The 12,138-nt window shown below is 74.0% G+C and carries 13 protein-coding genes; 1 reads left to right on the plus strand and 12 read right to left on the minus strand.

The genetic code is table 11. The features are described from left to right. Positions 1-2: 2 nt before the first annotated feature. The 5 genes from ACQP04_RS27160 to rpsB all read right to left on the minus strand — a co-directional run bounded on the left by ACQP04_RS27160 (position 3) and on the right by rpsB (position 4,133). Positions 3-905, minus strand: a complete 903-nt coding sequence (locus tag ACQP04_RS27160) for a phosphatidate cytidylyltransferase (RefSeq protein WP_433508445.1) — start codon at positions 903-905, stop codon at positions 3-5. A 102-nt stretch (positions 906-1,007) separates the two neighbouring features. Then, positions 1,008-1,565, minus strand: a complete 558-nt coding sequence (gene frr / locus ACQP04_RS27165) for a ribosome recycling factor (RefSeq protein WP_037046992.1) — start codon at positions 1,563-1,565, stop codon at positions 1,008-1,010. 32 nt (positions 1,566-1,597) lie between these two features. Further along, complete coding sequence (gene pyrH, locus ACQP04_RS27170; protein ID WP_433503391.1) at positions 1,598-2,353, minus strand: UMP kinase; 756 nt, start codon at positions 2,351-2,353, stop codon at positions 1,598-1,600. A 2-nt stretch (positions 2,354-2,355) separates the two neighbouring features. After that, on the minus strand, positions 2,356-3,171 hold the full coding sequence (gene tsf, locus ACQP04_RS27175; RefSeq protein WP_358207840.1) for a translation elongation factor Ts: 816 nt from the start codon (positions 3,169-3,171) through the stop codon (positions 2,356-2,358). Between the two features lie 92 nt (positions 3,172-3,263). Further along, positions 3,264-4,133: a 30S ribosomal protein S2 gene (gene rpsB / locus ACQP04_RS27180; RefSeq protein ID WP_037046988.1), complete on the minus strand. Its 870-nt coding sequence runs from the start codon at positions 4,131-4,133 to the stop codon at positions 3,264-3,266. A 730-nt stretch (positions 4,134-4,863) separates the two neighbouring features. On the opposite strand from rpsB, the gene ACQP04_RS27185 reads away from it, so the two are divergent. Continuing rightward, complete coding sequence (locus ACQP04_RS27185) at positions 4,864-5,265, plus strand: M23 family metallopeptidase (RefSeq protein WP_433503392.1); 402 nt, start codon at positions 4,864-4,866, stop codon at positions 5,263-5,265. Between the two features lie 12 nt (positions 5,266-5,277). Here the strand turns inward: ACQP04_RS27185 and ACQP04_RS27190 are convergent, their stop codons facing one another. The 7 genes from ACQP04_RS27190 to ACQP04_RS27220 all read right to left on the minus strand — a co-directional run bounded on the left by ACQP04_RS27190 (position 5,278) and on the right by ACQP04_RS27220 (position 12,137). Then, a complete protein-coding gene (locus tag ACQP04_RS27190) occupies positions 5,278-6,453 on the minus strand; it encodes a FliA/WhiG family RNA polymerase sigma factor (RefSeq protein WP_433503393.1) in 1,176 nt (391 codons plus the stop codon). Between the two features lie 10 nt (positions 6,454-6,463). Then, positions 6,464-7,579: a tyrosine recombinase XerC gene (locus ACQP04_RS27195; protein WP_433503394.1), complete on the minus strand. Its 1,116-nt coding sequence runs from the start codon at positions 7,577-7,579 to the stop codon at positions 6,464-6,466. A gap of 271 nt (positions 7,580-7,850) precedes the next feature. Beyond that, positions 7,851-8,999 (minus strand): DNA-processing protein DprA, encoded by a 1,149-nt coding sequence (gene dprA / locus ACQP04_RS27200; protein WP_433508446.1) that lies wholly within the window; start codon positions 8,997-8,999, stop codon positions 7,851-7,853. A 5-nt stretch (positions 9,000-9,004) separates the two neighbouring features. Then, the gene (locus ACQP04_RS27205; RefSeq protein WP_433503395.1) at positions 9,005-10,510 is read right to left on the minus strand and encodes a YifB family Mg chelatase-like AAA ATPase; all 1,506 of its coding nucleotides are present in this window, start codon (positions 10,508-10,510) and stop codon (positions 9,005-9,007) included. Beyond that, positions 10,510-10,878: a YraN family protein gene (locus tag ACQP04_RS27210; protein ID WP_037047145.1), complete on the minus strand. Its 369-nt coding sequence runs from the start codon at positions 10,876-10,878 to the stop codon at positions 10,510-10,512. Before ACQP04_RS27210 ends, ACQP04_RS27205 begins: the two co-directional genes overlap by 1 nt. A 138-nt stretch (positions 10,879-11,016) precedes the next feature. Continuing rightward, a complete protein-coding gene (locus ACQP04_RS27215; RefSeq protein ID WP_037046945.1) occupies positions 11,017-11,340 on the minus strand; it encodes a DUF2469 domain-containing protein in 324 nt (107 codons plus the stop codon). Beyond that, positions 11,337-12,137, minus strand: coding sequence for a ribonuclease HII (locus ACQP04_RS27220; RefSeq protein ID WP_433508447.1), 801 nt, complete (start codon positions 12,135-12,137; stop codon positions 11,337-11,339). The genes ACQP04_RS27215 and ACQP04_RS27220 overlap by 4 nt, the downstream gene beginning before the upstream one ends. Between the last annotated feature and the right edge of the window lies 1 nt (position 12,138).

The raw sequence follows: 12,138 nt of genomic DNA on the forward strand, positions 1-12,138 counted from the left end.
CCTCATGCGACGGGGACGAAGACGCTCAACAGCGCCCACGACACGAAGGCGGCCGGGAGCATCGAGTCCAACCGGTCCATCAGGCCACCGTGCCCGGGCAGCAGCGTGCCCATGTCCTTGATGCCGAGATCGCGCTTGATCATCGACTCGGTGAGGTCGCCCAGCGTGGCCGTGACGACCAGGACCGCGCCGAGGATCGCGCCGAGCCACCACGCGCCGTCGAGCAGCAGGAGGACGCACAGCGCACCCGCGGCCATGCCGGCGAGCAGCGAGCCCCCGAAGCCCTCCCAGGACTTCTTCGGGCTGATCCGCGGGGCCATGGGGTGCTTGCCGGCGACGACCCCGGCCGCGTACCCGCCGACGTCCGACGCGACCACGCAGATCATGAAGGTGAGGACCCGGCCGACGCCGTCCTCGGGCAGCACGAGGAGCGTGCCGAAGGAGACGAAGAAGGGCACGTAGGCGGCGCAGAAGATGCCGGCGCCGACGTCCCGCAGGAAGCCGTCCGCGGCATTGGCGCCGCTCCCCCGCGCGCCGAAGCCCATCCGCCACAGGAGCGAGACCAGGACCGTGACGGCGAAGGCCACCGCGGACCCGCGCAGGCCGAACGGCCACGCCAGCCAGACCATGGCCTGTCCGCCGAGCAGCAGGACCGGCAACGGGACCTTGATCTGCTGGTTGCTGCGCCGGAACGCCCCGGCGAGCTCCCAGGTGCCGACGGCGGTGGCCGCGGCCAGCACGATGATGAACGCCTGCCGCTGCACCAGCAGCGACGCCAGGATGACCGCCCCCAGCGACAGGCCGACGGCGATGGCCGCGACGAGGTTGCGGCCGAGGCGCGCCGAGCGCGGCGGCGGAGCGGACGGCGTGCCCGGCAGCCCCGACCCGGGCAGGTCCGAGGTCACCGGAGGCTTCCCGGCCGCGTCTGGCGTGGGGCCGGGGTCGGCCTCGTGGTCGGTCACGTGGTCGGCCTGATGGTCGGCACTGGACGAGGTGGTCACGGTCCTTCAGAGCTCGAGAAGCTCGGATTCCTTGTGCTTGACCAGCTCGTCGACCTGGTGGACGTACTTGTCGGTGACGCCCTGCAGCTCCTTCTCGGCGCGGGTCACCTCGTCCTCGCCCGCCTCGCCCTCCTTGACGATGCGGTGCAGCTCGTCCATCGCCTTGCGGCGGAGGCTGCGGATGGTGACGCGCGCGTCCTCGCCCTTGCTGCGCGCGACCTTGACCATCTCGCGGCGCCGCTCCTCCGAGAGCTGGGGGATGATGCACCGGATGATCTGGCCGTCGTTGCTCGGGTTCAGGCCCAGGTCCGAGTCCCGGATGGCCTTCTCCATGGCCTTGAGCTGGCTCGCGTCGTACGGCTTGATGACCGCCATCCGCGCCTCGGGGATCGACACCGAGGCGAGCTGGTTCAGCGGGGTGTAGGCGCCGTAGTAGTCCACGACGACCTTCGAGAACATCGCCGGGGTCGCCCGGCCGGTGCGCACGCTGGCCAGGTCGTCCTTGGCCACCTCGACTGCCTTCTCCATCTTCTCCTCGGCGTCGAAGAGGGTTTCGTCGATCACGGCTGCTCCCGGTGCGTTCTGGCGTGTCGTTCTCAGGTCTCGGGCGTACTGACCAGCGTGCCGATCCTCTCACCCGCGACCGCGCGGGCGATGTTGCCCTCGGTCAGCAGGTTGAACACGATGATCGGCATCCGGTTGTCCATGCACAGGCTGAAAGCGGTGGCGTCGGCGACCTTGAGGCCGCGCTCGAGCACCTCGCGGTGGGTGATCTCGTCGAACATCTCTGCCGTCGGGTGGAGCTTCGGGTCCGCGGTGTAGACCCCGTCGACGCCCTTGGCCAGCAGCAGCGCCTCGCAGCCGATCTCGAGCGCGCGCTGCGCCCCGGCCGTGTCGGTGGAGAAGTAGGGCATGCCGACGCCCGCCCCGAAGATCACGACCCGGCCCTTCTCGAGGTGCCGGATGGCCCGCCGGGGGATGTAGGCCTCGGCGACCTGCCCCATCGTGATCGCGGTCTGCACGCGGGTGTCGAGGTGGTGCTCGCGCTCCAGGAAGTCCTGCAGCGCGAGGCAGTTCATCACGGTGGCGAGCATGCCCATGTAGTCGGCGCGGGAGCGGTCCATGCCGCGCTGCTGCAGCTCGCTGCCGCGGAAGAAGTTGCCGCCCCCGATCACGACCGCGATCTGGGCGCCGCTCGCGACGACCTCCGCGATCTGCCGGGAGACGGTCTCCACGACCTTGGGATCGACGCCGAGCCCCCCGCCGCCGAACATCTCGCCGCCGAGCTTCAGCAGCACGCGGCGGTACCCGCGGCGGGTGGTGTTCTCGGCGTCGATCCCGTGGTCGGTCATGCTCAGGCCTGGCCGACCTCGAAGCGCACGAAGTCCTTGACGGTCACGCCGGCCTCGTCCAGCAGCGCCTTCACGGTCTTCTTGGAGTCCAGCACGGAGGCCTGCTCGAGGAGCACGACGTCCTTGTAGAAGCCCGTGATCCGGCCCTCGACGATGCGGTCGAGGATCTTCTCCGGCTTGCCCTCCTCGCGGGCGGTCGCCTCGGCGATCCGCTTCTCGTTCTCCACGACCTCGGCCGGGACCTGGTCGCGGGTGGTGAACTGCGGGCGCGCGGCGGCGATGTGCATCGCGACGTTGCGGGCGGCCTCGGCGTCCTCACCCTCGTAGGCGACGAGCGCGCCGATGGCCGGCGGCAGGTCGTTCGAGCGGCGGTGCAGGTAGACCGCGACCGGGCCGTCGACGTGGATGTAGCGCTTGAGCTCGAGCTTCTCGCCGATCCGGGCGGAGAGCGCCTGGATCGCGTCGGCCACGGTGCCCCCGTCGAGCGGGGCCTTGGCCAGCGCCTCGACGTCCGCCGGCTTCTGCTCGACGGCCACGGCGAGGATCTTGGTGGCGAGGTCGACGAAGTCGTCGCTCTTCGCGACGAAGTCGGTCTCGCAGTTCAGCTCGACCATGGTGCCGCCCTCGGCGACGACCAGGCCGTTGGAGGTGGAGCGCTCGGCGCGCTTACCGACGTCCTTCGCGCCCTTGATGCGGAGGAGCTCGACGGCCTTGTCGAAGTCGCCCTCGGACTCCTCGAGCGCCTTCTTGCAGTCCATCATCCCGGAGCCGGTGAGCTCACGGAGCCGCTTGACGTCGGCGGCGGTGTAGTTCGCCATCTCGGTGTCTTCTCGTCCTTCGCGGTACGGGGGTCGGGGGCCGATCGGCGGCCGGGGCGGGAGGCGCCCCGGCCGCCGTGATCGGGTGGTTCTCAGCCGGCGGTCTGCTGGGTGCCGTTGCTGGTGCTGGCGGGGGCCGAGCCCGCGCCGGCGGCGGCGGTCTCGCCGCCCAGGCTCGCGCCGTCCGACCCGCCGCCGGTCAGGAGCTCCTGCTCCCACTCGGCCAGCGGCTCCTCGGCGCCCTCGGCCTTCTCGCCCTCGCCGCGGGCGCGCGCGGAGCGCGCCATGAGGCCGTCCGCCGCCGCCTTGGCGATCACCTTGGTGAGCAGCGCCGCGGAACGGATCGCGTCGTCGTTGCCCGGGATCGGGAAGTCGACCTCGTCGGGGTCGCAGTTAGTGTCCAGGATGGAGACGACCGGGATGTTGAGCTTCCGGGCCTCGCCGACGGCGATGTGCTCCTTCTTGGTGTCCACGATCCAGACCGCGCTCGGGACCTTCGACATGTCGCGGATGCCGCCGAGGGTCTTCTCGAGCTTGTCCTTCTCGCGGGTGAGCATGAGGATCTCCTTCTTGGTGCGACCCTCGAAGCCCCCCGTCTGCTCCATCGACTCCAGCTCCTTGAGGCGCTGGAGGCGCTTGTGCACGGTCTGGAAGTTGGTGAGCATGCCGCCCAGCCAGCGCTGGTTCACGTACGGCATGTTGACCCGGCCCGCCTCCTCGGCGATGGCCTCCTGGGCCTGCTTCTTCGTGCCGACGAACATGATCGTGCCGCCGTGGGCCACGGTCTCGCGGACGAACTCGTAGGCGCGGTCGATGTACGACAGCGTCTGCTGCAGGTCGATGATGTAGATGCCGTTGCGCTCGGTCAGGATGTAGCGCTTCATCTTCGGGTTCCAGCGCCGGGTCTGGTGCCCGAAGTGCACGCCGCTGTCGAGCAGCTGCTTCATGGTGACGACGGCCATGGCCGGTGTTCACCTCTCGGTCGGGCGCGGGCCGCGGAGGGTGATCACCGATCACACCGGCCGGTCCGCGCATGGCGGTTGTCGCGGGGCCCCCTGCGGGGCTCCGCCCTGGCGCCGCGCCGGCTCCCGGACCCGCACCCGGCCGGTCGGCAGGAGTACAGGACCGCCCGGTCGCCGACCCCACTTCCGCAGGGCACGCGAGCGCGCGAAGTCACCTCGAGCGGTCGAGGTGCGGGATCGAGTGTACGCCCGGCCGCCGATCGGCCTCACCCGGGACGGCCGCCCGCACCCGATCCGTCCCCAGGTTCGGGGGCCTGTGGATCGATCGTCCTCTCGACGGCGGACCCGCGCTGCTCCGGGGCAGGGTGGCCGCATGGAGCGGGCGGGGGCTCGGCGGGTGGTGGGTTCGTGGACGGCGCGGCCCGGCGCGGGTCGGCGGACGGCGACTCGACGGCTGGTGGTGGTCGTGGTCTGCGGACTGCTGCTCGGGGTGGGGGTGGGGGTGGGGGGTGGGGCGGGGCGGACGGCCTTCGCGTCGGCGGCATCTCCGGCCGATTCGGCGACTGCGGGACAGGCGGGCGCGGGGTGGGCGACCACACGGCCGGCAGCCACGGGGTCGGCCGCTACGGAACCGGCCACAGGACCGGCCGGGGAACCGGCGGCCGGGGAACCGACGGCAGAGCTCGCGCCCGGGGTGGAGTACGGGTGGCCGCTCGCGCCGGTGCCGGCGGTGGCGCGGCCGTTCGACCAGCCGCCCTTCCGCTACGGCCGCGGGCACCGCGGTGCCGATCTGGTCGGAGGTGTGGGGCAGGCGGTGCTCGCGGCACGGGACGGGGTCGTCGTGTTCGCCGGGCCCGTGGCGGGGCGCGGGGTGGTGTCGGTGGAGCACGCCGACGGGCTGCGGACGACCTACGAGCCGGTCACCGGCACCGTCGCCGTCGGGGTCCGGGTGGCCCGGGGCGACCCGATCGGCGTGCTCGAGGCCGGGCACGCCGGGTGCCCGGCCGAGGCCTGCCTGCACTGGGGCGTGCGGCGCGGTGTGCGTTCGACGTCGGAGTACATGGACCCGCTGGTGCTGCTACGGCCGCGGCACGTCCGGCTGCTGCCGCTCCCCGACCCGTGGCCGGGGTGAGGGTCGGCGCGCTCAGGCTGGTTCGGTCAGGCGGGTGCGCAGGCGCGTGACCAGGCGGGAGTGCAGCTGGCAGACCCGCGACTCGGTCACGCCGAGCAGGCGGCCGATCTCGGCGAGCGTCCGGTTCTCGAGGTAGTAGAGGCGCACGACCTCGCGGTCCCGCTCCCCCAGTGCGCCCACGGCGAGGGCGAGCTCGCGGACCGTCTCGCCGTGCTCCACGACCTCCAGCGGGTCCGGCGCCGACTCGTCCGCGACCAGCTCCGCGACGGGCACCTGCACGTCGCCGCCGGACTCGAGCGCCTCCACGCTCACGAGCTGCCGGTGCTGGAGCATGCCGCGCAGCTCGCGGAGCCCGACGCCCAGCTCGTTGGCGATCTCCCGGTCGTCCACCGTGCGGCCGAGCCGGGTCTCCAGGCGCTCGCGCGCCCGCTCGGCCTCGCGGCGGCGGGCCCGGGCGGTGCGCGGCACCCAGTCCTGGGCGCGCAGCTCGTCGAGCATCGCGCCGCGGATCCGCTGCGCGGCGAAGCTCTCGAACCGGACCTCACGCTCGGGCTCGAACCGCTCGACGGCCTCGATCAGCCCGGACATCCCGACCTGGACCAGGTCGGCGGCGTCGACGTGGGCCGGCAGGCCGCCGGCCATCTTGCCCGCGACCCCGCGCACGAGCGCCCGGTAGTGGATCACGAGCCGGTCCCGGGCGGCCGGCCCACGGCTCGCGAGGAAGTCCGACCAGAGGGTCGAGGTGATGTCGGCGGCCGCGGGCGCCTCGCTCCCGGGCGTGCCGACGGCAGACGCCGCCGCGGGCGTCTCGCCCACGGCGACGGTGCCCTTCTCGGTGGGCAGGACGGCGTCGGACGTGCCGCGTCGGTCGACGGCCGGGGCGTCGGGACGGGTGGTGCCGTCCGCCGAGCCGCGGTGCCCGATCGGGGGACAGGCTGCGGCGTCGGGCGTGTCGCGCCTGTCCGGCCGCAACGGCGCGACGAGGGCGACGTGCTCGGCGGCCCGGTGCGGCCCGCCGAGGTTCGACTCCGCGCCCCCTGCCACGTCCGGTGACACCCCGAACCCGGCCGGGACCGCCCGCAGTGACACCCTGCGTTCGCCGACCGCGGGCGCGTCCGCGGCGGTCAGGGCCGTGGCCAGGGCTCCTGCCAGGCCGCTGACCTGCCGCGTGACCTGCGCAGACTCCACGTCCGGAGCGTCATGCCCGGGGATGAGCCTGGTCATGGACCACCTTCAGACGGTCGACGGTCACGTGCGTGTAGAGCTGAGTAGTCGACAGCGTAGCGTGACCGAGCAACTCCTGTACGTAACGAAGGTCCGCGCCGCCGTCGAGCAGGTGTGTCGCCGCGGCGTGCCGGAAGCCGTGCGGGCCGATGTCCGGTGCGCCGGGTAGCGCCGCCATCGCGCGGTGCACGATCGTGCGCGCGACGCGGGGGTCCAGTCGCCCTCCGCGGACGCCCAGGAACAACGCGGGCGGCGAGTCCGGACGCGCCAGCGCCGGCCGGCCGAGCGCCCGCCAGCGCCGCAGCGCGTCGGCCGCGGGCACCCCGAACACCACGGTCCGCTCCTTGTCGCCCTTGCCCAGGACGCGCAGGGTGCGGCGCTCGTCGTCGACGTCGTCGACGTCGAGTCCGCAGGCCTCGCCCACACGGATGCCGGTCGCGTACAGGACCTCGAGGAGCGCGAGGTCGCGGAGGGCCTCCGGGTGTTCCTCGGCCGCGCCGGAGGTCGCCGCGTCGAGCACCGCCGCGGCCTGGTCCGCCCGCAGCACCTCGGGCAGCTCACCCCGGGACCTGGGCGAGCTCAGCCGCGCCCCGGGATCGCTCGCGAGCACCCCGTTGCGGGTCGCCCACGCGGTGAAGGTGCGGACCGCCGCCGCCCGCCGGGCGAGCGTGGCCCGGCTCGTCCCCGCGGCGTGCGCCTCACCCAGCCGCCGGCGCAGGTGCGCCAGGTCGAGCGCCGCGAGGGACGGCAGGCCGCGCAGCATCCCGACGAGGTCAGAGCGGTAGGCGCGCACGGTGTGGGCGGACCGGCCCCGTTCCAGCTCGAGGTGCCGGAGGAAGCGGTCCACCACCTCCCCGATCTCCGGCACGAGCGCGCGCTCCGGCGAGTCGGAGCCGGTCTCGCCGGCGCCGCGTCCGGCTGGGGCGGCGCTCCGGTCCGCGCCCCCGCTCTCGCTCGGATCGGCGAGCCCGTCCGCGGCCCCGCGTCCCGTCGGAGCGGCGAGTTCGTTCGCGCACGTGCTCCTGGTCGGGTCGGCGCACCCGCCCTCGGACCTGTCCTCCGGCGGCGTCTCACGATCGGGCGGGGCCATCCGTCGACGGTGCGTGTCGGGCGAGCCAGGGTCAACGACCCACGCCGGTCGCCCCTCCGAGCCGTCCTCGCCTCACTCTCCTGCACACGACCGCACGCCGAGATGAACACCAGCGCTCCCGCGGCGGCCCTGAACAGCACTGGTGCTCATCTCGTCGGGTCCCGGCCCCGGTGCGCCGCGTCGATGATCACCACCTGCGGTACCTGCCGGCCGCCGGCGGCCAGGATGCACCGCACGCGATGATCACAGGCGCACCGCTCGCCTCCGGCCCTCACCCGCCCCCTCCCACCGACCGCTGCCAGCGGCCCTCGTGGAACTCGGCGAGGCCGCGGCGCTCCAGCTCGACGAGCGCGGAGCGGACGGTGTCCTGCTCCAGGCCCGCCTCGACCGCCAGCCAGGCGATGTCGCGGGCGGCGCGCGGGGGCAGGGCGTCGTGCACGCGGGCCTGGGTCTCGTCGAGGACGTCCGTGCGCCGCTGCGGCCGCTCCGGTTCGCGGGCCAGTTCCACCCCCAGCCGCCCGGTCGCCTCGGTGATCTCCTCGGCCCGGGTGACCAGGAGGGCGCCCTGTCGGATCAGCTCGTGGCAGCCCGCGGAAGCCGCCGAGGTCACCGGTCCCGGAACCGCCATGAGCACCGTGCCGAGCTCGCGGGCGTCGGACGCCGTGCGTTGTGCGCCGCTGCGCAGCGCCGCCTCGACGACCACCGTGCCCACCGACAGCGCCGCGATCAGACGGTTCCGCACCAGGAACCGGTGCCGCGCCGGCACCGCGCCCGGCGGGTACTCGGACACCACCAGCCCCTGACGGGCGACGCGATCGATCAGGCCGGCATGGGACGTGGGGTAGGCCCTGTCGAGCCCGCACGCCAGCACCGCGACCGTGGGTCCGCCGCCGGCCAGGGCACCACGGTGCGCGGCGCCGTCGATCCCGATCGCCGCGCCGGACACCACCGTCTGCCCGGCCGCGGCGAGCCCGGCTCCGAGCTCGGCGGCGGTGTGGGTGCCGTAGCCGCTGGCCGCACGGGCGCCGACCATGGCGACCGCCCGGTCCGTGAGATCGGCCAGCGAGCCGTTCCCCCGCACCCACAACCCCAGCGGCGGTGCCAGCTCCTTCTTGTCCGTCAGGCCGAAGCACGCGAACGGCCACTGCGGCCAGTCCGGGTCCTCGGGCACGACCAGCCGCGCGCCGCAGGCGGCGGCCGCCGCGAGGTCGGCATCGACTCTGTCCGCCCCGCGCCGCGCGGAGGTCTCGTCCGCCACGCGCTCGGGGACGTCGCCGCGGCGGATCGCGTCGGCCGCCGCGACCGGGCCGAGCAGGTCGACGAGCATCTTGGTGTGGAGCGCCGGCGGCTCGGCGACCCGCAGCAGGTACGCCCGCGCCCGCAGGACCTCCTCGTCCACCACGGCCGTGCGGGGTGCCATGGCGGTCACGCCGCACCCCGCTCGCGGTAGTACAGCGCGTTGTCCACGGTCTCCCGGTCCGGCGACGTCGCGCCTGCCAGATCGGCGAGCGTCCACGCGACCCGAAGCGCTCTGTCCGCGCCACGTGCGGACAGCTCGCCCGCCCGCATCCGCTCCTCCAACGGCCGGACGACGGCGCGAGGCAGGCCGAAGGTGCGCCGCAGCGCCGGGCCGGGAACCTCGGCGTTGGTCCGCCACCCGTGCGCCGACCATCGCTCCGCCGCGGCCGCCCGGGCGGTAAGCACCCGCGCGCGCACCGTGGCGGTGTCCTCCTCCGCCTCGCCGGCACCGCCGATCTCGGTGACCGGGACCATCCGGGCCCGCAGGTCGACGCGGTCGAGCAGCGGGCCGGACAGCCGCCCCAGGTACCGGCGCCGCACGATCGACGTGCAGATGCAGTCCCGGTCCCGCGCCGGCGCACACGGACACGGGTTGGCCGCGAGGACCAGCTGGAACCGTGCGGGGTACCGCACGCTCCCGTCCGCCCGGGCCAGCCGGACCTCGCCCTCCTCGAGCGGGGTTCGCAGCGAGTCGAGCACATGGGGCTGGAACTCGGCGCACTCGTCGAGGAACAGGACCCCGCGGTGCGCGAGCGACACGGCGCCGGGCCGGGCCAGCCCGCTCCCGCCGCCGAGCAGCGCCGCCATCGACGAGGAGTGGTGCGGGGCGACGAACGGGGCGACGCGGCTCAGCGGGTCGCCGCCCGCCTCCCCGATCACCGAGCGAACCGACGCCAGTTGCAGCGCCTCGTCCCGGCTCAGTTCCGGCAGCAGCCCGACGATCCGCCGGGCCAGCATGGTCTTGCCGGTGCCGGGCGGGCCGACGAGCAGCAGGTGGTGCCCGCCGGCGGCGGCGACCTCGAGCGCGCGGCGCGCGTCCGGCTGGCCCACGACGTCGGCCAGATCGGGCACCGCGGCGGGCGGCGTGGGCGGTGGGCCCAGCGGCCGGTCCAGCTCGCGCTCCCCTGCGAACCAGCCCACGACCTGGTCGAGTGTGGTGGCCCCGTAGACGTCGACGTCGTCGACCAGGCCGGCCTCCTCGAGCGCGGCGACCGGCACCACCACCCGTCGCAGCCCGGCCGATCGCGCCGCGAGGACGCTCGGCAGCACCCCGCGCACGGGCCGCACCCGGCCGTCGAGGGCGAGCTCCCCGAGCAGCACCGTCGCCCCGAGCCGGTCGGGGTCGACCACACCCGCACCGGCCAGCACGCAGCAGGCGAGGGCCAGGTCGAAGCGGGATCCGGTCTTGCGCAGCGTGGCCGGGGAGAGCGCGAGCAGGATCCGCACGGACGGCCACTCCCGGCCCGAGTTCACGATCGCCGACCGCATCCGGTGCACCGACTCCTGCAGCGCGGTGTCGGCCAGCCCGACGATCTGGACACCGGGGATCCCGCCGCCCACCAGCGCCTCGATCTCGACGGGCACGCCCTCGACGCCGTGCAGCGCCACGGACCAGCCCCGGGCGAGCGCCATCAGAACGCCGCCTCGTAGTGCTCCAGGGTGACCGGCCGGCCGGGGCGCATCAGCACCGCGACGACGTCGAACCGGATCTCGCACCACGCCACGTGGTGCGCCGCGAGCCAGGCCTTGGTGACCCGCCGGATGCGCTGGGCCTTGAGCCCGGTGACGGCCTCGGCGGGCTCGCCGTACCGGGTGCCGGAGCGGGTCTTGATCTCGCAGACCACCAGGCGGGTGCCGTCCCGCTCCCGCTGTGTGGCCACCACGTCGATCTCGCCCTCCCGGCACCGCCAGTTCCGGGACAGCACCACGAGGCCCTTGCGTTCGAGGTACTCGACCGCGACGTCCTCGCCGCGGCGTCCGAGCTCGTCCTTGGCTGCCATGCCGGACACGATCTCCGCCCGCACCGACCCGTGGGGCGGAACGCGCAAAGTGCTCCACAGGAGCCGCGGACGGTGGACAACCGCCGATGCCGACGGCCGGGAGGACCGGAACCGTCGGGGGGAGGTGCTAGGGGACGCCTAGTGGCCGAACTGGTCGCCCTCGGGCAACCGCAGGTCCGGCTTGTCGAGCTCCTCGATGTTGACGTCCTTGAACGTCACCACCCGGACGTTCTTCACGAACCGCGCCGGCCGGTACATGTCCCAGACCCACGCGTCGGACATCCGGACCTCGAAGTAGACCTCGCCGTCCGCGTTGCGGGGTGCGACGTCGACGGAGTTGGCCAGGTAGAAGCGCCGCTCCGTCTCCACGACGTACGAGAACTGGGAGACGATGTCGCGGTACTCCTTGTAGAGCGTGAGCTCCATCTCGGTCTCGTACTTCTCGAGATCCTCGGCGCTCACGACTCCACTCCCCCTGCGACCCTGTCCTCGCCCGCGTCCCCGACGAGGAACGCCTCGTCGTCCGCGGCGAGCTCCGCGTCCTCGATGTCCCCGGTCTCCTCGCCGGACGCCCCATTCTGGACCAACGCCACGCGATCGCCGACGCGGGCCACCGAGGCGACGTTGACGAACGAGAACCGGTGCTCGGGGCACGGGCCGTGCTCGGCGAGGGCGGCGTCGTGCACCGGCGTGCAGTAGCCCTTGTGCTCGGCGAAGCGGTACTGCGGGTACCGCCCGTCCAGCTCGACCATCAGCCGGTCCCTGGTCACCTTGGCCAGCACCGACGCCGCCGCCACGCAGGCCGCCGTGAGGTCGCCCTTGGGCACGGCGAGGGTCGGCCTGCCGAACCCGCGGACGGGGAAGCCGTCCGTGAGGACGTAGCCGGGTGGGTGGCTCAAGCCCGCGACGGCGCGGCGCATGCCCTCGATGTTGGCGACGTGCACGCCGCGCCGGTCCACCTCGGTGGGCGGGATCACGATCACCGAGAAGTCCTCGGCGCGGCGCAGGATCCGGTAGTAGAACTCCTCGCGCACGGTGTGCGTGAGCATCTTGGAGTCGGTCAGGCCCTCGAGCCGCTTGGCGTCGCCGGGGCGCAGCACACACGCCGCGACCACGAGCGGACCGGCGCAGGCCCCGCGGCCGGCCTCGTCGACGCCCGCGACGGGGCCGAGGCCGTGCCGCTGCAGCGTGCTCTGCAGGGTCCACGTGCCGGCGGACGCGCGCACGGTCGCCCGGCCGGGCCTCCACCCCGGGGGCAGG

Origin of the sequence: Pseudonocardia halophobica (assembly GCF_050948485.1) — a bacterium.
Classification (GTDB): domain Bacteria; phylum Actinomycetota; class Actinomycetes; order Mycobacteriales; family Pseudonocardiaceae; genus Pseudonocardia; species Pseudonocardia halophobica.